Consider the following 22,240-nt stretch of genomic DNA (forward strand, 5'->3'; position numbering starts at 1 on the left):
GGGCCCGCGGGGGGGCCCCAAAACCCCCCCTTTTTTTTTCCCCCCCCGCCCCCCCCCCCACGCCACCCCACAACAAAAAACTGTCCCCAACCCGCTTTCGGGGGTTTAAAACCCCCCAAAACCGGCGATTTTGTTTTCAAGCCTGCGTTTCGCTCGAGCGACGAGGATCATGAACCCCAGGCGAATCCGGGGCATAAAAGGCGCCGAATTTCGAATATATAGGCATTGACAGCGGTGAACGATTGTCTTTTTACGCAACTTATTCTATGATGGAATCGAACCATTCAAGTCGCAGCCGTGATCGTCACGGTCAGAGAAAGGAGCCAGATCATGACACCGAATGATCTCGACGCACTACTCCGTGAAACACGCACCTTCGCCCCGTCGGAAGAATTTCGCCGTCAAGCGAATTACAGCGATGAAAGCATTTACGAAGAGGCCGCTCGCGATCCGGAAGCCTACTGGGCCAAACAAGCCCAAAATATCACCTGGTTTCAGGAATTTGAAAGCGTTTGCAGGTGGGATCCGCCCCACGCGCAATGGTTCATCGGCGGAAAGCTGAACGCCGCGTACAACTGCGTGGATCGCCATACGCTGAATCACCGCAAGAACAAGGCGGCCATCATCTGGGAGGGCGAGCCCGGAGACAGCCGGGTGCTCACCTACGACATGCTGCGCCGCGAAGTCGACAAGGCCGCGCACGCGCTCACACAGCTCGGCGTCAAGAAGGGCGATCGCGTCACCATCTATTTGCCCATGGTGCCGGAACTCCCCATCGCCATGTTGGCGTGTGCCAAAATCGGCGCCATGCACTCCGTGGTGTTTGGCGGCTTCTCCGCCCAGGCGTTGAAGGACCGCATTCTGGATGCCGGCAGCAAGCTGCTCATCACGGCGGACGGAGGCTGGCGGCGCGGCAAGGTCATTCCGCTCAAGCAAAACGCGGACGAGGCGGTCGAAGGCACGCCTATCGAGAAGGTCGTGGTCGTCAAGCGCATCGGGGACGCGGCGAATGCAGCGATGACTCCCGAGCGCGACGTCTGGTGGCACGAGCTGATGGCGAGCGCGCCCACGAAGCCCTTCCCCGCTGAACCGATGGACGCGGAGGACTACCTGTTCCTGCTGTACACGTCGGGCACGACGGGCAAGCCGAAAGGCATCGTTCACAGCACCGGCGGTTACCTGGTCGGCGTCAACACGTCCATGCGAACCGTGTTCGATCTGAAGGACGACGACGTGTTTTTCTGCACCGCGGACATCGGCTGGATCACGGGCCACACCTATATCGTCTATGGGCCGCTGTCGGCCGGTGCCACGGTGGTCATGTACGAAGGTTCGCCGGATTATCCAGACCGGGATCGCTACTGGGCCATCGTGGAGAAGTACGGCGCGACCATTCTTTACACGGCGCCGACCTCCATCCGGATGTTCATGAAATGGGGTCCGCAGTATGTCGAGAAGCACGACCTCAGCACGCTGCGGTTGCTCGGGTCGGTCGGCGAGCCCATTAACCCGGAGGCCTGGATGTGGTACCACAAATACGTCGGCCAGGAGCGCTGCCCCATTGTGGACACGTGGTGGCAGACGGAGACGGGGTGCGCGATGATCGCGCCGCTGCCGGGCATCGTCACGACGAAGCCGGGTTCCGCCACCAGGCCGGTCCCGGGCATCTCGGCCGACATCCTGGACGACGACGGGAACCCGGTGCCGCCCGGGCACGGAGGAAATCTCGTCATCACGAAGCCGTGGCCGTCCATGTTGCGCACGGTCTGGGGAGATGACGAGCGCTTCCGCAAGACGTACTTCGGCAAATTCGAGGGGATTTATCTCCCCGGCGATGGAGCATACCGCGATCAAGACGGGTACTACTGGATTGTCGGCCGCCTGGACGACGTGATCAACGTGTCCGGCCACCGCATCGGCACGGCCGAGGTCGAGAGTGCGCTGGTGGCTCACCCCGCCGTGGCGGAAGCGGCCGTCATCGGGCGCGCTCACGAAGTCAAGGGCCAGGCGATCACGGCATTCGTCATCCTCAAGGAGGGCTACACGGGCTCCGACGATCTCGTCGCCGAGTTGAAGCAGTTCGTCGTCGAGCAGATCGGCGCGATGGCGCGTCCAGAAGAGATCCTCTTCGCGGCCGATCTCCCCAAGACCCGAAGCGGCAAGATCATGCGCCGCCTGCTGAGGGACATTGCGGAGGGCCGCGTGGTCGGCGACACCACCACGCTTGCCGACCCGGCGGTCGTCGAGCAACTGAAGTCGCAGTACAAGGATCAGGAATAAGAGCGATGCGCCAGGATGGCAACGCCCTGCGCCTGGAAGGAGGTGATCCGGCAGGCGCAGGACGCCCACTCGTTTTCATGCCGAGCCGTAGTCAACCCACGAAAAGAGACGGAAAAGAGGGTGAAATCTATGTCCGATCAGGTGAAAATCGCTGACCCCGGCCCGCTTGGACTCGCCGGATTTGGCATCACCACGTGTATCCTGAGTCTGATCAACGCTGGCGTCACGAGCGCCGGAGCGCTGGGGGTCGTGCTGGGACTCTCCATCGCCTATGGCGGCACCGCTCAGTTCATCGCCGGGCTTTGGGAATTCCGCAAGGGCAACACCTTCGGCGCGACCGCGTTTTGCTCGTACGGCGCGTTTTGGTGGGCGTTTTATCTCATCAACAAATTCGCGCCCACGGCGGGGCTGGGACTCTTTCTCCTGTTCTTCGGCATCCTCACGCTGTTCCTTTGGTTCGGAACGTTCTATCTGAACAAAGCACTCTGGTTTGTCTTCCTGTGTCTGTGGATCACGTTCTTCCTGCTCGCCGCGCACGCCTTCGGCATCATCGGCAGCAGCGCCGCGGGCGGATGGGTCGGATTGATCTGCGGCTTGAGCGCGCTGTACACCTCGTTCGCGACGGTCTTGAACGAAACCATGGGCCACGTCTTCATGCCGTTGGGTCAACCGTTTGCGCAAAGGCGCACGTCTTCGAGTGGTGTAAGCGCTTAAACCTCTCGTTCGGAAATCGCTTATTTTGAACAGCAGTCCGATCCCGGTCGACTCGAGGCGGCCCTCGCCAGGCCGCCTCTTCCCGTTTGTCCCCTCCCCTCATGCCCACGGACATGTCACACTTCGTCTTGCGGACGGTAGGTAGGCAGACCGCCTTCAAGCAACCTGCGCGATTCATCGACATGCGACTGAATCACGCGCTTCACCCACTCCCCGTCGCCGGCGAGGACCGCCTCCGACAAGGCCCGATGTTGCGCAAGGGCACCACGCATGTCGGCATCCCCTCGCTGCATGCGCTTGCGCATCACCAGCGCAAGCGTGAGCTGTAACAGGCATCGAATATCTTCCCACAGCCGCATGATGCGGCGATGGTCCGCCGCGCGCACGATGGCTTCGTGATAGGCGAGATCGAGATCGGAAAACGCCTTCCAGTCCTTCCGGCGAACGGTTTCCTCCATGGTAGACACGATGGACGCGAGCAAGCGGGCGAGCGATTCTCGCTCCGGTCGGGGCCTTTCGCACACGCGGGCCGCGGCGAACTGCTCAATCAGGCTCCTGACGTCGTACAGTTCGCCGGCGTCGCCGAGATCGAGTCCCAGGACACGAGCGCCACTCCGGCTAAGTTCGATCAGCCCTTCGTATGCCAACTGTCTCAGGGCTTCTCGCACCGGCGATCGGCTCGTGCCAAAGCGGCGAGCCAAGACGTTTTCGCTTAACACATAACCAGCAGGCCATTCGCCATACACGATTTCCCTGCGGAGCACATCGGCAATGGCCTCTCCGAGCCTCTTGGCGCCTCCCAGATCCCGCTCCACGGCACCCCCTCCTTTTCCGACCCTTCAGACAGTTGACAGCTTCCACTCGGCCCTCTATGATGGATTCGCACCATACTTACGAATGGTAAGTATATGAGTGCGAGAGAGAAACCAGCGTGGAGGGCAGATCATGACCAACGTCCGTTTGACTATCCTTTACTATAGTGCAACGGGGACCAACTATCGAATGGCGCAGATCGCGGCGGAGGCGGCCCGCGAGCTTGGCGCGGAGGTTCGCGTGCGCAAAGTCGCAGAGCTCGCACCGCGAGAAGTCATTGAGACGTCTCCGGCATGGAAGGCTCATATCGAGGCCACCGCGCACGTGCCTGTCGCCACGCCTGACGATGTGGCGTGGGCCGACGCCGTCATCTTCAGCGTCCCAAGTCGGTTTGGAAACATCCCTTCGCAGATGAAGCAGTTTCTCGACACGCTTGGGCCGCTCTGGGCGAAGGGAGCGACGGCCAACAAGGTCGTGAGCGCGATGTCGAGCGCGCAAAATCCGCACGGAGGCCAGGAAGCGACGATTCTCTCGCTGTACACGTCGATGTACCATTGGGGCGCCATCATCGCTGCGCCTGGATTCACAGACGCTTCTGCGTACGCCTCGGGCGGTAACCCCTATGGAACCAGCGTGACGGTCTCGGAGAACGGGGAGATCGATCCCGGCACGCAAGAGGCCATTCGACATCAGGCGCGCCGAACCGTGACCATCGCGTCCTGGGTCAAACAAGGACAGGCCGTGACGGTCTGACACAAGGCCCGCCGTGCGGGCCTTGCTCATGTTCGCCGCGCGTCAGCGGAGAAAGTCCGGTTGTTTAAAACGGGGATTGGGATAGCGATAGAATCCCTCGCCGGACTCGCGGCCAAGTTTGCCCTGGTCGATCATGGCCTTCAGCTTGTCTGCGAGCTTCGCGTAGGCTTCGTTCCCCGACTTCGCCTTGCCCGCCGCAATGTTGTACGCGGTTCGGATACCCACCGTGTCCAGGATGGCAAACGGCCCCTCCTTCGCGCCGGTTGCAATCATCCACGTCTTGTCGATGGTCTCCGGGTCGGCCACATCGTTCACCCAGAGCATCTGCGCGGCTTCGAGGAACGGCACCAGCAGCGAGTTCAGGATGTAACCCGGCTGCTCCTTGCGCAGGGGCAACGGCACCATGCCAATGGCCCGAGCGAACTCGATCACGTCCTGAAACACCTGTTCGTCGGTTCCGGGATGCCTCATCACCTCGGCTGTGTTGTGCCGCCAAATGGAGTTGGCAAAGTGCAGCGCGAGGAACTTTTCCGGCCGCCCTGTCGCCTCCGCGAATTGACTGGGCAAGAGGGTTGAAGAGTTCGTGGCGAACACGGTATGAGGCGGCGCCACCGAAGCCAACTGTTCGTAGAACGCCCGCTTGACCTCTGGGATCTCGGGCACCGCCTCAATGACGAGATCCGCCGCGCGCACCGCATCGGCGAGATCGGCCGTCAGTCGAATCCGGCTAAGGGCTGCATCCACCTGCTCCTGGGACGCCCCTAGGTCCCGAACGTAGTTCGGTTTCAACTTCTCGAGCCGGTCCCTCACCTTGGCGAGCGCTTCCTCCGAGATGTCATAAATGACGACCGGAAAGCCGTGAAAAGCCGTCTGATAGGCAATCTGGCTTCCCAGCACACCCCCGCCCGCGACCGTGATGTTCCGAAACGTCATGTTCACTCACCCTTTCGCACGACAGGTCACTCGGGAACGATGGCCACGCGCTCCGACTCGACCGGTGCAGATTGATACGCCCTGGCGATCCCGACTTCCGCCGTGCGCCGCTTGTCCACCCATCGCACCGGCACGTCGCAGGCGAACGCGGCGCGGAAAGGAAACGGTTTCATCGCGATCCGGCCCGGCCCCGACCACCGGACCTCGATGGATGCCCCGACCACGTCCTCCAAATCGCCGAACGCGCCGTTCAACCACGGGACGAATGGACCGCGCCCGCTGCGGGGATCGCTCAGGCACACGTACAAGGATAGTTTATCGAGAAACTGAAGAATTCGCACATCGCGTTTCACATCGTCCGTCTTCACGCCCAACGCTCGCATCAGGCGAGTCTGCCGGGCTTGTTCGCGCGCCACGAACGCCATGGCGTCCGCATCCGTGGCATGGGCAAAGAAGGCGCAGTAGTGGCAACTGGCGAGGAGCGCCGCGTACGGGTCGCGCCTTTCGACCTCATCCACGCCCTCGCGGTAGTGAGCCAACTTCCAGGCGTCCGGAAGATCGATGAAACTGTACGGCGCGCCGCGGGCGTCATTCCATACGGGCACCTTGTCCATCCGGATCCAGGCCGCGTCGTGTTCCGACACGCCAATCAGAACAGAGGTTCGGCGGGATGGCGCTGAGAACAGTTCTTCGTCCAACCAGGCGCCCATTTCACCCGCGTGCAAACTGTGGTCGTACTGTGCAATCATGCGAAACGCGTTGTCCATATCCACGACGATCACGCGAGACCGCCCCTATCTCAAACGAAATGCCGCTTCTGGGAAGCGATGTTCCATCGCTTCGCCAGAGCGGCGCGCATTCCTGCCGGAACTTCACGAATTCACGGCCTCAGCGATGGCGCTTGCGAGCGCATCCTCGACGCGCGCTGCGACGGGATCGAGGGCGGGATCGCCAACCCAGCCGATGAGCGACGTCGGTCTGGGAAACGCGACCTTCGTCCGCTCGCCGTCTTGGTACACCACGACCTTGCAGGGGAGAAAATACCCGACCTGAAGGTTTTGCGACAGCACCTCGTGTGCAGCCTTGGGGTTACACACCTCCAGAATTCGGTACGGCGTCGAAAACGGCATACCTTTGGCGCTGAGCGTCTCGGGGACGTCCATCTGCCAAAGGACGCCGAACTGGCGCTTCTTCAGCTCCTGCGTGACTCGCTCAACCGTCTCATCCACCGAATGAGGGGAATCGTAAACGCGAGCCCAGGTTTCGCCCATGCTCCATCCCTCCCAACGTTTCACACCGACTTCAGGGCCCGAACCACGGCGTGTTTCGGCGTCAAACCCTGAACCCGAAACAAGGGCATTCCATCCCGACACCCGATCAGCGTCGGCATGCTCATCACCCCGCACGCCTGTGCAACGCGCGGACGATCATCCACATTCAGCTTGCCCACAACTCCCCGCCTTCTCACGACAGTCCTTGGTGTCAAGAAGACCGCCGCTTCGCGGCGTTCCAGGCCAGAATCCCACCCGTGACGTTACGGACGTCCTGGAAGCCATGGCGCGCAAGCCATCTTGCGGCTTGAGCGCTCCGCGCGCCTGATCGACACATCACCACCACGGGCTTGTCCTTCTTTAACTCCCCGCTCTTGGCAGGCAGCTCACCGAGCGGGATGTTCCGAAACCCTTGGACATGGCCGCCGCGGAATTCCGAAGGCTCGCGCACGTCGACGAACTGTGCGCCCGACGTTTTGTCCCGCATCAGCGCCTTCAACTCGTCGGGCGATATGGCGCGCACACCCCTCACGGGGCGTGATCGCCAAATCCAAAGCGCGGCGGCCGCGACCACCAACACGACCCAAAGCCAAGTCATCGCCGAACCCCTTTCGCGTGCTTCGTGCGCTTTCGATACCATACACGGTATAGTATATAGGTGCGCGGAAAGCCCGTCAATGAAAGCCGACAGGGAACGCGTCCCTGCCGGCCGCGAATCAGGGTGAGATGAACTGACGCGCCGCGACTCGCAGGCGCCACGCGAGGAGCATCGTTCCGGCAGCGAGGAAGATCATCGCCCCTGCCGCCACAAGGGGCCACGGCGCCCCTTCCACCGCATCGACCAACCGCCCGCCTTCGGCGAAGGCAGCCACCGCAACGGCGAGTTCGGCGAACAGCGCCCACCCGGTCCCGACGCTCCTGCCTGCCGTGAATAACGCCGCCGACATCATGGTGTTCCACGCGCCGGCCGCGACGCCCATGACAAGCGCCAGCAACACGGACAACGCGTCCTCGGTACACGCCGCCTGAGCCGCCTCGTGGTGCAGCAGAGCGACGGCGCTCGCCAACGCACCCACGCCGAGCCAAGGCAGCATGGTCACGGCTTCCGCAAGACCGAACCCGGCGATCACGCCATCCTTTCGAACGGGAAGCATGCGAAACCAATCGCCCATGTCACCGACGAGACCCGCAACGACGGCCCCTGACGCGAAGGACCACAGCCAAGCGCCCCCCATGAGCCCAGCTTCCACGCCCCTCACAAAAGCATGAGGATTTGAAGTTTTCCATCCGTACACCGCCACGGCGATCCCCGTCGCCAACCACGCCGTGAGGATGCCCCTCTGCGGAGCCCGGTTGGTCGTACGCGGGTGGAAGGACAACATCGCATGCGGAAACGCCAGACGAAACGCTTGGCGAGCCGCCTGGTATGCCTCGAGAAGCCCTGGGTGGTCAACCTTTCGGCCAGCCTGCACCGCCTGCTCGCGAGCGCCTGCGAAGCGAGAGCCCAGTGCCACCGGCCTGACGCTTTGCCGTGGCGCAGGGACGTCTTCCCCAAATGCCCAGGTCCCGCGGGTCAAGGCGCGAATCGCAAGCCCTTCACACGCGAGCGAGAGGATGACGTAGATGCACGCCAGCGCAAACCACACGCTGTGTTGGGTCGGAAGCGGTCCGCGCGCGGCGACGTCGTCTCCTACCAAGAGGATCAACACGGTCGACATGGTGCCCCATCCATTGCTGATCCAGCGGTACCCTGGCGTATTCCGCAGGACCACGAGGGCCGCGGCCTCGGCGGCCAGCCCCACCGCCGCGATGGCCAGCACCGCGAACATCGCCAGCCAAGTGTGCAGCGTGGCCGGATTGAGACCTCGCCCGATCACGGCAAGTTCCAGAAGGACAAGGAGTGCGCCTAACGCAAGCCACCCGAGCACTCGCAGGTATGACACGACCATGCGGGTGAAAATCAGGTCCCGTCGCCGGTAAGGCAAAAGCGCGAAGAGATAGAGATCGTCGCGAGATACGACCGCACGCGGAACAGTGACATAGCTCATCAGAAACCACGCGCATAGCATGACAAACGGAAAGCGGCTCCAAGGAAGCGATTCCAACCTGGTCAGCACTGCCGCGAGAACGACGGCAAAAGCGGCCGCCACCAAAGGGGCGGACCATCGCGCCTGAATCGTGTCGTATTTGCCCCTCGCGCGCGACCATTCAAAGCGAAACAGCGCTGCGAGATGCGACCATCGCGTCACTTGGCAAACACCTCCCTGTACCGCGCCGCAACCGACTGCCCGCGGGCACGGATGCTGTCGGCGCTCTCATCGGCGACAAGGCGGCCCTGGCCGATGAACAGGACGCGATCGAACAGCGATTCAAACTCGCGAACGTCGTGCGTGGCGACGAGCACGGTGCGGCCCGCCCCGCTGCACTCGCGCACGATGGCAGAAGCGATGGCCTCGCGAGACACCAGATCGATGCCGGTGAACGGCTCGTCGAGCAGCACCAGCGGCGCTCTCCGCGCGAGGCAAGTGACGAGCGCCAGCCGCACCGCCTCGCCTCGCGATAGCTTGGAGATCCAACCATCGAGGCGGATCTCGAACTCATCCGCCAAGCGCTTTTCCGCACGCTCGTCCCAATCCGGATAAAGCCTGCGCGCATGCGTCAACCAGTCGGCCGCCGTCAACCACTTGGGCAGATGGCCTCGCTCGGGCATGAGCGCCGTGTGGACGAGCGTCCGCCAGCTGGGGGACTCGCCGAACACGCGAATTCGCCCTCGATCCGGCAGCCCAATGCCTGCGATGGCTCGGAACAAAGTCGTCTTGCCGGCGCCATTCGGGCCAAGCACACCCACCATTTCCCCTTTTTCCACGCGAAACGTCACGCCGCGCAGAATGGGCCGTCCGCCGGCCGTCATGCACACATCGTCACATTCCACCGCCGCAAACATCCTCTTCAGCCCCTCCCTCCGAGTCAGCGCCGAGCCGAAGCAACTCCTCCAACTCCATGCCGAGATCGGCCGCCACCCGCCGGACGTGTTCAAGCGCCTGCGTGGCGATGCGCTTTCGGGCCCGGTGGGCCAACCGCTCGTCGCGCGCCACGAAGGTGCCCTGCCCGCGAAAGGTCTCAAGCAGGCCGTCCTGCTCCAGTTCCGCATACGCCCGCATCACGGTGTTCGGCGTGACGCGAAGCCTGGCGGCAAGATCGCGCACGGACGGAAGCCGCGTCCCCCTGCCGAGGCGCAGGGCGGCGATCTCGACCCGGATCCGATGCGCGATCTGCGCGTACAACGGCTGCGACGGGTCCAGTTCCCATGGCGGAGGTTGCCAAGGCGGATCCAAGGTCATACCGCTCCCTCCTCGCAGCCATGAATGTGTTGATTGTATTAAACCACGTGATACACGTCGGACGCAACGAGGCGTCTGTGCAGTCGTGCCGGGATCGAACGAAGCCGCGCGCAGCGCGGCCGATGGGCTTCGACCCGAGCTGAAATGCAGACGTGCCGGAAAACTTAGTTTTCCGGCACGTACACGTTGTTGTGGATGACATAGCCGGGCAGCGACATGGGGGGATGACCGTGGAACTGCTCGACCACTTGCTTCGCCGTGCGCTGGACGATTCCGTACGCGTCCTGCTGAAGCGGACTGTTGAGCATCGCGAGGATGGCCCGCCCCGCACTGTCCCGCTCTTCGGCCAGGGGCGATCCGGCGGGATAGGGGAAACGCAAGGCCCAGAGCAAGTCCGGAGGCAAATCGCCGTGGTTGACAATAGCCGGATCTTGATTCCACGCATGCAGCTTGCCCGTCTGATACGAGCGAAACGGCGGTACGCCCTGCACCTGAACCCCGACCTGGCTGTCCCAATAACTCGCGAGCATCTGCGCCGCGTCTCGCTCGTCGGACTGAAGATCGCTGAGCGCGGCGCGCGCCTCTCGATTCACATAGGCCGCGCTGGCCGCCCGTCGAATGGGATTTGTGCCGCGCACGACGGCGGACGCCCCCTTTGGCAAGTCCGGGACCGCCGGAAAGCACCCCACCCATTCTCCAAATGCCACCAGGACGTGATCGCCCGCCCTTGCGAACGCCGGCAGGACGGCATCCGGCGTCTCCATCTCGACCCATGCGCCATACCCGTAGCTCATGGGAATGCTGTATTCTACCGCCTGGCCGGTGAGCACGTTGAAGGCCACCAAACGGTCCCAATTGCGAAAGCCCCACAGAATGGGCTGCGAGTGCGGGTAGAAGGGCGGATTTTGCGGGCCCTTGAGCGCCACCCAGATCCAGTTGCCCACCTGCCCAAGGATGCGATTGTCCCATGCGCCCGGCGGCAGGGACTCCGGGTTGACGTCCGAGCCGTACATGGGGATGGCCGTGGGCCACTTTGCAGCGGGTTTCCCATGGACCTCCACGGTCACTGACACCGGATGAAACCGGGTGGGAAACGCGTCGGAAAAGGACAGTTGGACAGGGCCTGTGTAGGTGGGCTGCGCCTGGGCCCGGATGGTGCCTGCGGGCTGAAGCACTCCGGTGGCCGGGGTGAACCACACCACGTTCCACGTTTTTTGAGGGATGAATCCTTCGCCTTTGAGCTCATCGGTTCGCACCAGCAGGCGGAGTTTTTCGCCTGCGGAAGACAGACCTGCAATGACGGCCGCATCGCCGTAGCGTTGCCCGATAGGGACGAAATACCAGCCGTCACTCCATGATGAACTTGCGGCGGCCGCACCGACGGCGGGGCGGCTCGGTGCCGTCCCCGTCTCTGATGTCGCGGACCCTGCAGCCGACGCCGGCGATCCGCAGCCCGCAAGCGCCGCGCTGCCCAACACCGCGACGGCCATCGTACGAACAACACGCCCCATCATCATCCTCCCCCTCACCGGGAATGTTCGGCACCTCGCAAATCGGGCGCGCGACACGAGCCGGGCGCCGATGAAGACGCTGCCGACCGTCGTGCCATCCGAAAGTGGGCGATCACGCATTCAGCGCGTCCCATGCAACGGATGTCTCGTTATGGAGAATCGTGGTTCCGAGCGCGTTCGGATTCCACGTCACGCGGTCACCACGTTCCGAACCCAACAGGCACGACCTCTAGAACGGTCCCGGATAACGCTGCGATGTGCCGCTGTCTCCGGATTCACCGAACTCGAAACATCCGCTCATAAGCCCACCCCAAGGGCGTACCAACTCCGAATTCTGCGGCAACCTACACGAATGACAGTAAGATTTCGAACACAATCTACATCGTCGCCCGCTCCCATGATTCCATCAGGTCCTCGCGAAAGCCGAGGTGCGCAGCTGAGGAGATTGGATCGGGAGGTCTATCGACTCACCAAGTTTGAACTCGACAGGCCGCCTCTCATCATCTTTATGACGCTACTGCCCATGATACAGGAATCAGATTGAAAGATGGATCCACCTTTGGGTGAAACAACTGAGGGATCGGTAGCTTCCATGCGGGTGGCGTTCTCGGAGAAAACGGGTGTCGCGGCTGTGTCAAGAGCCCGTCCGCATGCGCGGCAGCACGGTCCTCTGTGCGTTGAGACCCAACACGGGTCATCACCATGCAGGCAACGGCTCTATCACCTCTAGACCTAGGACGCAGATGGAAGACGGTGAACCGCTGGCGCGGGCTTGCGCGCCGTCCCTGCACACCATTCGCCACGGAAAATGAAAAACGGGCAAACAGGCGCGCAACCCGTTGCCCTACATCCGCGCCACTGCGCGGTCCGTTTGGAGCCACCTGTCGGATTCGAACCGACGACCTGCTCATTACGAGTGAGCTGCTCTACCCCTGAGCCAAGGTGGCGTATGGTAGCGGCGGAGGGATTCGAACCCCCGACAGCACGGGTATGAACCGTGTGCTCTGACCAACTGAGCTACGCCGCCACGCGCAATCTGGCGGAGAGAGTGGGATTCGAACCCACGAGGCGGCGTTCACCGCCTACACGATTTCCAATCGTGCTCCTTCGACCACTCGGACATCTCTCCGCATTTCGCTGAAGCCAAGCGACGATTGTTATCTTAGCAGGATTGCGCTCTATCCGCAAGCACAAAATTCCCCAATTGGACCTTGGGCGACCGCGTTTTCTCCATCCCGGCCGCCTTCGGGCATGGATGCTCACCGAGGTGCTCCGCGCGGGCCGTGGGCCGCAGCCCGCGCTCGGCGTCACTCCACGGCCGCCAGGCTCAACACCCTGCGCAGCTCCAGGACGTTGTCGAGGATGTAGTCTGCGCCGAGGTCCTCAAACTTGGGCCGCGCCGCCTGACCCTCGAGTCCGGTCAGCACTGCGGCAAACGATGCCCCGAGCCGATCCGCGGCGAGCTTGTCGGCAATCGAGTCGCCGACAATCAGCACCTCGTCCCGAATGCCCTGCATGGGCAACTTCACCTGGAGCAGTTTCTCGACGTCCGGCTCGGCCATGAGAGATCGGAGATACGAGAACGGGTGCGGCTTCGACAGCGGCCGGGCGTGCGGCGCAGCCTCTTCGGCCGCAACCACGTCCGAGGCGTTCGTGACGCGCGCCGTATCAAAAAAGGACAGCCAGCCAAAGTGTTGAAGCGGCACGCGCGTCTCAATCTCCGGCCGCCCCGTCGCGATGCCCAACGTCACCCCCGCCGCCCGGAGATCCGCAAACAACCCGGCCAGTGCGGCCGGATCGACAATCGGGTACTCGCTCTTGAGAAAGCCCTCCTTGCCCGTCGCTCTGCCGCTGTAGCCGTCGCCGAGATACCAGGTCTGGAACGTCTCCTGGCCGATCTTCCACAGCGCGTGCGGATCCGCATCCGGGGCGTAGCGCAGGAGCGCCTCTCTCGCCCGCGCCATCAGGTCGGCGCGGGAGCCCGCCCCCTCATACAGCGCCTCGTACCCGCTCCACTCCACTGCGTAGCCCGGCAACGCCATGCGGACGATCTCGCCAAGCCGACGAAGGGCCTCTTCCGTCCATCCGTCCCGCAGCGCCTCGCGCGCAAGCGGCAGCACATCGCGATTCACAGCCTCGGCCTGGCGCAACGCCTGCACCAGCTCCGCCACGAACACGAAGTACACCATGTCCCAATTGGCGTTCACGCCGATGTTCTTCAGCCCCTCGAGCACCCGATCTCCCCGGAAGACGTGATCGCGGATAATCCGGATGATCTCGTCCGCGGGTTTTGGACTGAAGGCCGGCGAGATGGACCTGAGGCCGACGAAGGCCTCGTTCGTCAAAAGCTCGTGCACCGTCAGTGCCGAGGCGTCGAAGTATCGCTCCTCACTCAGCATCACGCCGTCCACGTCAAACAGAATGGTCTTGTACATCCCGTCCTCCTCGCTTCAATGCCGGCGGGCAAATTCGTCCATGAAGCCCGCGAGCCGCTCGGCGGCCTCCACCGGCACGGCGTTGTACAGCGATACGCGGCAGCCCCCGACACTGCGATGGCCCTTGAGCCCCACGAAGCCCTTCTCCTCGGCCTCGCGCAGGAACGCGCGCTCCAATTCTTCCGTCGCGAGCCGGAAGGTCACGTTCATCTGCGATCGCGCCCGCTTCTCGGCGTGCCCGCGGTAGATCTCCGGATGGCGGTCGATGGCTTCGTACACGAGCGCGGCCTTCTTCCGATTGCGCTCCGCGACGGCGGCCAGTCCACCCATCTCCTCCACCCACGCCAGCACCCGCTCCATGACGTAGATGGCAAACGTCGGCGGCGTGTTGTACAGGGAGTTGGACTTCACGTGCGTGCCATAGCGCAGCATCGTCGGCAAATCCTCGTTCGCCTCGGCCAAAAAGGCGTCTTTCGCGATGACCACGGTCACGCCGGACGGCCCGAGGTTCTTCTGGGCGCCCGCGTAGATGAGCGCAAAATCGGACACCTCGATGGGCCGCGAGAGGACGTCGCTCGACATGTCGGCCACGAGCGGCGACGCCGTCTTCGGCAGCACCGGCCACTGCGTGCCGTAGATCGTGTTGTTCGACGTGATGTGCACGTACCGAAAGCTCCCATCGTCCTCCGGGATGCCGTCGGGTACGTCGCGGTAGCCGCCCTTCGTCGCCCAGTCATTCACGGCGATCTCGCCAAAGCGCACCGCCTCCTCGCGCGCCTTCTCCGACCACGCGCCGGTCAGCACGTACAGGGCGCGCTGGCCCTCGCGCAAGAAGTTCATCGGGATCATCGCGAACTGCAGGCTCGCCCCGCCCTGCAGAAACAGCACGCGGTAATCGCTTGGGATGCCGAGCAGCCGGCGCAGGCGCGCCTGCGCTTCGTTGTGAATCGCTTCGTAATCCTTGCTGCGGTGGCTCATCTCCATGACGCTCATACCCGCGCCGCGGAAGTCGATGAGCTCCTCACGCACCTGTTCCAGCACCTCGAGCGGCAACGCCGCCGGGCCCGCATTGAAGTTATCCACCCGCCTCACGTTCTCCACTCCTTTAGCGCATCTCTCTCGCTGGCACAGGTACGCGCCTGCGCCTGTCTCTCACAGTTCAATCGCCCGCACCATGCGGATGCCCGGATGCTTGGCCATCTCGTCGATCACGTCCTGCGGCACGCTCTTGTCCACCGACAGAAGCATCACCGCTTCTCCGCCCGTCTCGCGCCGACCCACCTGCATGCCCGCGATGTTGATGTCGCGATCGCCCAAGAGCGTGCCGATGCGGCCGATCATACCGGGACGGTCCTCGTGCCGCGTGTAAATGAGAATGCCCTGGATGGGGGTATCAATGGGGTAGCCGTCGAGCTCGACGATGCGCGGGCCGTATTCGCCGAGAACCGTGCCCGTCACGCGGTGCGTGCCGTTGTCGGTGGCGACCGAGATCTCCACCTCGTTCGTGTAGACGCGCCCGCGCGACTCGCGCACCTCCTGCACCCGCAGGCCCGCTTCCTCCGCGTAGCGCAAGGCGTTCACATAGTTGACTTCGCCGTTGTACTGGAAGCTGAAGAAGCCCTTCAGCACCGTGCGCGTGAGATAGCCGCCGTCGGGATCGGCCGCGCCGCCGGCACAGCGGATGGTCATGCTGGAAGGCGCGCCCTGGGCAAGTTGCGCTGCAAAAAGGCCCAATTGCTCCGCCAGCGCCAGATAGGGGGCCAGGCGCTCCTTCTGCCGCGGACTCAGGCTGGGCAGGTTGACGGCGTGCTCGAAGGTGTCATCGCGCAACACCTGCACAATCTGCTCCGCCACCTGAATGGCGACGTTCTCCTGCGCCTCCACGGTCGAGGCCCCGAGGTGCGGCGTGAGCACGACGTTCGGGCAGCGCCGGAGCGGGTGATCCAGGGGCAGCGGCTCCGTCTCGAACACGTCGATGGCAGCGCCCGCCACGCGCCCCGCCTCGAGCGCCTCCGCCAGCGCCAGCTCATCGATGATGCCGCCGCGGGCGCAGTTGATGATCCGCACGCCCTCCTTCATGAGCGCGATCCGGCCGCGATCGATCATGTGATGCGTCTCTTTCGTCAGGGGCGTGTGCACCGTGATGAAATCCGCACGGCGGATGGCCGTCTCCAGGTCCGTGCGCTCCACGCCGAGGCTCTGCGCGCGCTCTTCCGTGAGAAAGGGGTCGTAACCGAGGACGGTCATGCCAAACGCCTTGGCCCGCTTCGCCACCTCGGTGCCAATCCGGCCCATGCCGAGCACGGCCAACGTCTTGCCGCGCAGTTCCACGCCAATCCACTTCTTGCGGTTCCACTGGCCCTGGAGGAGATCGTGATGGGCCGCGGGAATGTGGCGCGCGAGGCTGATCATCATCGCGAAGGTGTGTTCCGCCGCCGCAATGGTGTTGCCGTCCGGGGCGTTGATGACGAGGATGCCGCGCCGCGTGGCCGCCTCGAGATCAATGTTGTCGACGCCGACGCCCGCGCGGCCAATGACCTTGAGCCTGTTGGCGCGCTCGATCACGTCCTTCGTGACGCGCGTCTGGGAACGCACGACGAGCGCATCCGCGTCGGCAATGGCTTCCTTCAGCTCGTCCGGGGAAAGATTCGTCTTCACGACGACCTCCGCACCCTCTAGCCCGGAGAGGATGTCAATGCCCGCCTGGGAGATGTCGTCGGTTACCAAAATTCTGGTCGCCATGTTCGCTCTCACCACTCCATAAGTACAATGAACGGCCCCTAGTCACTGCGCGCAACGCGCGTGCAAGTGCCCAGGCGGCCGGCTCTCTGGCTGTCGCACTCCCCCGTGGTTCCCCACGTTCTCCGCCAGTCATGCGACAGCTTCTCTATCATCTTGGCTCACAGTTCTGACTATAAAAAACTATCGCGCATGGGTCAAGGGCGTGACGGCCTCTGCCTCGATAAACGCCTTGTGAAGCGCCTGCACGGCGGCCTCCACCCGATCGGCCGGAATCACGCACGACACCTTGATTTCGGACGTCGTCACCATGTGAATGGGCACCTTCGCGTCCCGGAGCGCCACGAACATCTGCGCGGCGACGCCCGGATTGGAGATCATGCCGGCGCCCACGATGGAGACCTTGGCGAGCGGCGACTCCTTTTCGATCTCCTTGAAGCCGAGCTTCGGTTGCAGGGAAGCGACGACCTGCTCGGCCTTGTCGAGATCGGCCTCGTTCACCGTAAACGACACGTCCACCGCCTGCGCGTCCACGACGCTCTGCACAATGACGTCCACGTTCACGCCGTGATCGGCGAGCGCCGAAAAGATGGACGCGAGCGCATGTTCTTCGACCGGCACCCCCACGACCGCGAGGCGCGCCACCTGCCGCTCGAACGCGATACCGGTCACGATCCTGCGGCCTTCCAGCTGATTCTCTGCCACGACTTCCGTCCCGTCCCTTTCTGTGAAACTGGATCGCACGACGAGCTTGACGCCGAAGTGCTTGGCGTTTTCCACCGCGCGGGGATGGAGCACCTGCGCGCCGAGATTGGCGAGCTCGAGCATCTCATCGTACGAGATGGCGTCGAGCTTCTGCGCCGCCTGGACCACGCGCGGATCCGTGGTGTACACGCCGTCGACATCCGTGTAGATCTCGCACAAGTCGGCGCCAAGCGCCGCCGCGAGAGCCACCGCCGACGTGTCCGATCCGCCGCGCCCCAGCGTCGTGACCTCGCCGTCGGCAACCCCTTGGAATCCGGTCACCACCGGCACCACGCCCTGGGCGAGGAGCGCACGCAAGGCCCCTGTGTCGATCCGCGCCACGCGCGCATTGCCATGCACCGGCTCGGTGGCGATACCCGCCTGCCAGCCGGTCAACGATTTTGCGGGCACGCCCAGCGAAAGGAGCCGCATGGCCACGAGGGCCGCCGACACCTGCTCTCCGGTCGCGAGCAGCTGATCCATCTCACGCGCGTCCGGCTTGTCCGTGACGGCGGCGGCGAGATCGACCAATTCGTCCGTGGTGTGGCCCATGGCGGAGACCACCACCACGACATCGTGCCCTTCCGCCTTGGTGCGGGCAATCCGATCCGCCACCGCCCGGATGCGCTCCGTCGATCCGACGGACGTGCCGCCATATTTCTGTACGACGAGCACCTTCTCCACTCCCTGTCTCCATGATGGCGCCATTTCGTCTATCTTACCTGATTCCACGTCGAGAGCGGAAGACAGGCGCAACCGCTCGAACCCGCGCCCGAGCGAAGGCGCCCGTGCACCTTAACTGTGTCCTTCGACCGCCTCTTTCGCGAGCGCAAGCTGCAGGCGCACCGCGGACGGCGCCGTGCCTCCGCGCGACTTGCGCGCTTCCACCACGCGCGCGATGTCGAGCGCCTCGTACGCGTCCTCGCCGATAAGGGGCGATCTCGCCCGCATCTCCTCAAGCGAAAGCCCCGCCAAATTGGTTCCCTTCGCGAGGGCGTCCGCCACGAGCCGACCCACCACTTCGTGCGCTTCGCGGAACGGAAGCCCTTTTCGCACCAGGTAATCGGCGAGATCGGTCGCGTTCGAGAAATCCCGGGCGAACGCCGTCCGCAGGCGATCCCGGCGGATGGTCATCGTCTCCACGGTGCCAGCCATGAGCTCGAGCGCCGGCACCACCGTGTCCACCGCGTCGAAGGCGCCCTCCTTGTCCTCCTGCAGGTCCTTGTTGTACGCGAGCGGCAAGCCTTTCAGCACCGTCAGGAGGGCCATCAGATGCCCGTACACGCGGCCCGCCTTGCCGCGAATCAATTCCGGCACGTCCGGGTTCTTCTTCTGCGGCATGATGCTGGACCCGGTCGCGTACGCGTCGGACAACTCGATCCACCCGAATTCTTCGCTCGACCACAGCACCAGCTCCTCGGCCAACCGGGACAGGTGCGTCATGATGACGGAGCAGTTGAAGAGAAGGCCGAGCAGATAGTCGCGATCCGACACGGCGTCCATGGAGTTTTCGTAGAGGCGCGAGAAACCGAGCTCTTCCGCCACCATCTCGCGATGGATGGGAAACGTCGTACCCGCGAGCGCCGCCGCGCCGAGCGGCATGCTGTCGATCTCGGCGCGCAGCGCGCGCAGGCGCGCCTCATCCCGCAACAGCATCCAGACGTACGCCAGAAGATGGTGCGCCAGGAGCACCGGCTGCGCCCGTTGCAGGTGCGTGAACCCCGGCACCACCACGTCCAGATTCGCCTCCGCCACGGCGATGAGCGCCCGTTCCAGGCGCTTGACGCCCGCGACAAGGGCGTCCACCGCATCTCGAGCCCACAGATGCATATCGAGCGCCACCTGATCGTTGCGGCTGCGGGCCGTGTGGAGCTTCTTCGCCACGTCGCCGATGCGCTCCGTCAGAATGCGCTCCACGTTCATGTGCACGTCTTCGTCTTCCAGACGAAACTCGAGCTTGCCCGCCTCGTAATCTGCCAGGATGGACTCCAGTCCGTCGATGATCGCCCTCGCTTCATGCGGCGCGAGGATGCCGGTCTCGCCGAGCATCCTCGCGTGCGCAATCGAACCGCGGATATCGTAGGGAAGGAGGCGCTTGTCGAACGAGATGGACGCCGTGTACTCGAGCACGAGCTGATTGGTGTCTTCGCTGAAGCGTCCGCCCCACAGCTTCATGCCTTGGCCTCCACCTCGTGGGCCAGCACCGAGTACGCGTCATCGCCGAGGCCCGAGGGCTTCTCCTCGCCAGCGTGCAGCGTGGCGTAGACGGTGGTCGGTAGGCCGTACAGCTGGATAAACCCGACGGCCGCGCCGTGATCGAACTTGTCGCCCGTCTCGTAGGTCGCGAGGTCGTGGCGGTAGAGCGAGTAGGGCGACTTGCGGCCCGTCGCCTGTGCCTGGCCCTTGTACAGCTTCACGCGCACATCGCCGGTCACGTACTTCTGCGTCTCGTCGATGAAGGCATCGAACGCGGCCTTGAGCGGAGAATACCACAGGCCGTTGTAGATGAGCTTCGCGTACTCGAGCTCGAGGCCCATCTTGTACTGCAGCACCTCGCGCGTCAGCGTGATATGCTCGAGCTCCTGGTGCGCGAGGATCAACACTTTGCCTGCCGGCGACTCGTACACCTCGCGCGACTTGATGCCGACCAGCCGGTTTTCGACGTGATCGATCCGGCCGACGCCGTGCCGCCCGGCGATTTCATTCACCCGGTGGATCAGATCGACGAGCGACAGCGGCTCGCCGTTCAGAGCGACCGGCTTGCCCTGCTCGAACGAGATGACGATCTCCTCCGGCTGATCCGGCGCCTTCTCGGGCGCCACCGTCCACTGGAACGCGCCCTCCGGCGCCTCTTGCCACGGATCCTCCAGCACGCCGCACTCGATGGCCCGGCCCCACAGGTTGGCGTCGATGCTGAAGGGGTTGTCGAGATCGACCGGAATGGGCACGCCGTGCTCCTTTGCATAGCGAATCTCTTCGTCGCGCGTGAAACCCCACTCGCGAACCGGCGCAATCACCTTCAGGTTCGGGTTCAGCGCGCGGATGGACACTTCAAACCGGACCTGATCGTTCCCCTTGCCGGTGCAGCCGTGCGCGACGGCCACCGCGCCTTCCCGCTCCGCCACTTCCACGAGCAGCTTCGAGATGAGCGGGCGCGACAGCGCCGACGCAAGCGGGTATTTGCCCTCGTACAGCGCGTTTGCCTTGAGCGCCGGCAGGATGAAAGACTCGGCAAACTGCGCCTTTGCGTCGATCTTGTACGACTTGACGGCCCCCACCTGGATAGCCTTGGCCTGCGTGGCGTCGAGGTCCTTGCCTTCGCCGACGTCGACACACATCGCAATGACGTCGTATCCGTAGTGATCCCGAATCCACGGGATCGAAACCGAAGTATCCAAACCGCCCGAATAGGCGAGCACCAGTTTTTCCGCCATCACAAATCCTCCCCGAATGCGCTCGCGTCCGCCATGGTGGCCGCGAGAACGGCTTTTTGCGCATGCAGCCGGTTTTCCGCCTGATCAAAGATGATGGAGTGCGGCCCGTCGATCACGTCCGGCGACACTTCCTCCCCGCGATGCGCGGGCAGGCAGTGCATAAAGACGTAGTCCGGCTTCGCGAGCGAGCAGAGCTTTTCGTTCACCTGATAGCCCTCGAAGTGTTTCAGGCGCTCTTCAGCCTCGCCTTCGTCGCCCATCGACACCCAGGTGTCCGTGTAGACGACGTCCGCACCCTCGATGGCCCGCTCGGGATCCGTCGTCACGAGGACTTCCGTTCCCTGCTGCACGGCATGCAACTTCGCCTCCTCGACGACCCACTGCATGGGCTGATAACCGGGCGGCGTGGCCACGCGAATGTTCATGCCGAGCTTCGGCGCAAGCTGCAACCACGAGTGCGCCAGGTTGTTGCCGTCCCCAATGAAGGCCACCGTGACACCCTCAAGGCGCCCCTTGTGCTCCAGAATCGTGAGGGCGTCGGCAAGCAGCTGGCAGGGATGGAACTCGTCCGTGAGGCCATTGATCACCGGAATATCGGCGTACTTGGCGAACTCCTCGATGTCCTGCTGTCGGAACGTCCGGATCATCACGCCATCCAGGTAGCGCGACATCACCCGTGCAGTGTCCGAAATCGGCTCGCCGCGCCCCGTCTGCAACATGTTGCCCGGCAGGAACAGCGCGTGACCCCCGAGCTGCAACATGCCGACCTCGAACGAGATGCGCGTGCGCGTGGACGATTTATCGAAAATCATGCCGAGCGTCTTGCCGGCAAGCAGCGTGTGCGTAAACCGCGACTTTTGCGCCTCTTTCAGCAACTCGGCGAGATGCACGAGATTGCGCAGATCGTCGCCGGAGAGATCGCTGAAGTGGAGCAGGTCCTTGCCCGCCATCACGCGATGACAGGACCAGAGCGCGTTCTGCAGTCTCACCGACAGGTAGTTCGAACCCAGCGGCACGACGGTCGACGATCCACGCCCCAGGGCGTTTTTCATATCCCACACTGCCACAGCCGAAACTCCTCCCCGCTCTCGCTGGAGCGATGTTTTTGTCTTTGCATCCGTGTACGGCAAGGCGTCACCAGTGATACGTCCTTGCATCATTATACACGAATCTGTATATCTATCAACCTCGGCTGTGTGTAGCGCTGATTCCCCGCCTAGGGCCGCGAGACGTCGAAGCGGCCGCCCCGAAGGACGGCCGCCGATCCGTGTC

20 protein-coding genes, 3 tRNA genes and 1 riboswitch are annotated in these 22,240 nt (G+C 63.5%); of the genes, 3 read left to right on the forward strand and 20 right to left on the reverse strand.

Features of this window, described 5'->3' with window-relative positions; genetic code table 11:
* The first annotated feature begins 330 nt into the window (after window positions 1-330).
* Both acs and J3481_RS12425 read left to right on the forward strand, forming a co-directional pair.
* On the forward strand, window positions 331-2,280 hold the full coding sequence (gene acs, locus J3481_RS12420; protein WP_206832553.1) for an acetate--CoA ligase: 1,950 nt from the start codon (window positions 331-333) through the stop codon (window positions 2,278-2,280).
* Window positions 2,281-2,409: 129 nt separating this feature from the next.
* On the forward strand, window positions 2,410-2,994 hold the full coding sequence (locus J3481_RS12425) for an acetate uptake transporter (protein WP_206832554.1): 585 nt from the start codon (window positions 2,410-2,412) through the stop codon (window positions 2,992-2,994).
* 116 nt (window positions 2,995-3,110) lie between these two features.
* On the opposite strand, the gene J3481_RS12430 is transcribed toward J3481_RS12425, so the two are convergent.
* On the reverse strand, window positions 3,111-3,809 hold the full coding sequence (locus tag J3481_RS12430; protein WP_206832555.1) for a GntR family transcriptional regulator: 699 nt from the start codon (window positions 3,807-3,809) through the stop codon (window positions 3,111-3,113).
* Between the two features lie 130 nt (window positions 3,810-3,939).
* Between J3481_RS12430 and wrbA the strand changes: the two genes are divergently transcribed.
* On the forward strand, window positions 3,940-4,560 hold the full coding sequence (gene wrbA, locus J3481_RS12435) for an NAD(P)H:quinone oxidoreductase type IV (protein ID WP_206832556.1): 621 nt from the start codon (window positions 3,940-3,942) through the stop codon (window positions 4,558-4,560).
* 42 nt (window positions 4,561-4,602) lie between these two features.
* Here wrbA and J3481_RS12440 read toward each other — a convergent pair whose 3' ends face one another.
* The 19 genes from J3481_RS12440 to argF form a co-directional block, all read right to left on the reverse strand.
* Entirely contained in the window at window positions 4,603-5,493 is an 891-nt protein-coding gene (locus tag J3481_RS12440; RefSeq protein WP_206832557.1) for a 3-hydroxyacyl-CoA dehydrogenase, read from the reverse strand.
* Between the two features lie 26 nt (window positions 5,494-5,519).
* Entirely contained in the window at window positions 5,520-6,275 is a 756-nt protein-coding gene (locus tag J3481_RS12445; protein ID WP_206832558.1) for a DUF3891 family protein, read from the reverse strand.
* 90 nt (window positions 6,276-6,365) lie between these two features.
* Complete coding sequence (locus J3481_RS12450; RefSeq protein ID WP_206832559.1) at window positions 6,366-6,764, reverse strand: DUF302 domain-containing protein; 399 nt, start codon at window positions 6,762-6,764, stop codon at window positions 6,366-6,368.
* A 20-nt stretch (window positions 6,765-6,784) separates the two neighbouring features.
* Window positions 6,785-6,943 (reverse strand): thioredoxin family protein, encoded by a 159-nt coding sequence (locus J3481_RS12455; protein ID WP_236011647.1) that lies wholly within the window; start codon window positions 6,941-6,943, stop codon window positions 6,785-6,787.
* A 32-nt stretch (window positions 6,944-6,975) separates the two neighbouring features.
* Window positions 6,976-7,362, reverse strand: coding sequence for a rhodanese-like domain-containing protein (locus J3481_RS12460; protein WP_206832560.1), 387 nt, complete (start codon window positions 7,360-7,362; stop codon window positions 6,976-6,978).
* A 118-nt stretch (window positions 7,363-7,480) separates the two neighbouring features.
* Window positions 7,481-9,013, reverse strand: coding sequence for a hypothetical protein (locus J3481_RS12465; RefSeq protein ID WP_206832561.1), 1,533 nt, complete (start codon window positions 9,011-9,013; stop codon window positions 7,481-7,483).
* Window positions 9,010-9,696, reverse strand: a complete 687-nt coding sequence (locus tag J3481_RS12470; protein WP_328702141.1) for an ABC transporter ATP-binding protein — start codon at window positions 9,694-9,696, stop codon at window positions 9,010-9,012. The genes J3481_RS12465 and J3481_RS12470 overlap by 4 nt, the downstream gene beginning before the upstream one ends.
* A complete protein-coding gene (locus J3481_RS12475) occupies window positions 9,686-10,105 on the reverse strand; it encodes a GntR family transcriptional regulator (protein ID WP_206832563.1) in 420 nt (139 codons plus the stop codon). The genes J3481_RS12470 and J3481_RS12475 overlap by 11 nt, the downstream gene beginning before the upstream one ends.
* A gap of 164 nt (window positions 10,106-10,269) precedes the next feature.
* Complete coding sequence (locus J3481_RS12480) at window positions 10,270-11,616, reverse strand: hypothetical protein (RefSeq protein ID WP_206832564.1); 1,347 nt, start codon at window positions 11,614-11,616, stop codon at window positions 10,270-10,272.
* A gap of 872 nt (window positions 11,617-12,488) precedes the next feature.
* Window positions 12,489-12,563, reverse strand: a tRNA-Thr gene (locus J3481_RS12485).
* Window positions 12,564-12,566: 3 nt separating this feature from the next.
* Window positions 12,567-12,643 (reverse strand) — tRNA-Met (locus tag J3481_RS12490).
* A gap of 10 nt (window positions 12,644-12,653) precedes the next feature.
* Window positions 12,654-12,745 (reverse strand) — tRNA-Ser (locus J3481_RS12495).
* 178 nt (window positions 12,746-12,923) lie between these two features.
* The gene (locus J3481_RS12500; RefSeq protein WP_206832565.1) at window positions 12,924-14,051 is read right to left on the reverse strand and encodes an HAD family hydrolase; all 1,128 of its coding nucleotides are present in this window, start codon (window positions 14,049-14,051) and stop codon (window positions 12,924-12,926) included.
* 15 nt (window positions 14,052-14,066) lie between these two features.
* Window positions 14,067-15,143, reverse strand: a complete 1,077-nt coding sequence (serC, locus tag J3481_RS12505) for a 3-phosphoserine/phosphohydroxythreonine transaminase (RefSeq protein WP_206832566.1) — start codon at window positions 15,141-15,143, stop codon at window positions 14,067-14,069.
* Between the two features lie 60 nt (window positions 15,144-15,203).
* Entirely contained in the window at window positions 15,204-16,793 is a 1,590-nt protein-coding gene (serA, locus tag J3481_RS12510; RefSeq protein WP_206832567.1) for a phosphoglycerate dehydrogenase, read from the reverse strand.
* A gap of 61 nt (window positions 16,794-16,854) precedes the next feature.
* Window positions 16,855-16,936: riboswitch (ZMP/ZTP riboswitch) on the reverse strand.
* A gap of 37 nt (window positions 16,937-16,973) precedes the next feature.
* Complete coding sequence (locus J3481_RS12515) at window positions 16,974-18,209, reverse strand: aspartate kinase (RefSeq protein WP_328702142.1); 1,236 nt, start codon at window positions 18,207-18,209, stop codon at window positions 16,974-16,976.
* A gap of 120 nt (window positions 18,210-18,329) precedes the next feature.
* Entirely contained in the window at window positions 18,330-19,709 is a 1,380-nt protein-coding gene (gene argH, locus J3481_RS12520) for an argininosuccinate lyase (RefSeq protein WP_206832569.1), read from the reverse strand.
* The gene (locus J3481_RS12525) at window positions 19,706-20,968 is read right to left on the reverse strand and encodes an argininosuccinate synthase (RefSeq protein ID WP_236011648.1); all 1,263 of its coding nucleotides are present in this window, start codon (window positions 20,966-20,968) and stop codon (window positions 19,706-19,708) included. Before J3481_RS12525 ends, argH begins: the two co-directional genes overlap by 4 nt.
* Window positions 20,968-22,035, reverse strand: a complete 1,068-nt coding sequence (argF, locus tag J3481_RS12530) for an ornithine carbamoyltransferase (protein WP_206832571.1) — start codon at window positions 22,033-22,035, stop codon at window positions 20,968-20,970. Before argF ends, J3481_RS12525 begins: the two co-directional genes overlap by 1 nt.
* Between the last annotated feature and the right edge of the window lie 205 nt (window positions 22,036-22,240).

Origin of the sequence: Alicyclobacillus fructus (assembly GCF_017329605.1) — a bacterium.
Taxonomy (GTDB): Bacteria; Bacillota; Bacilli; order Alicyclobacillales; family Alicyclobacillaceae; genus Alicyclobacillus; species Alicyclobacillus fructus.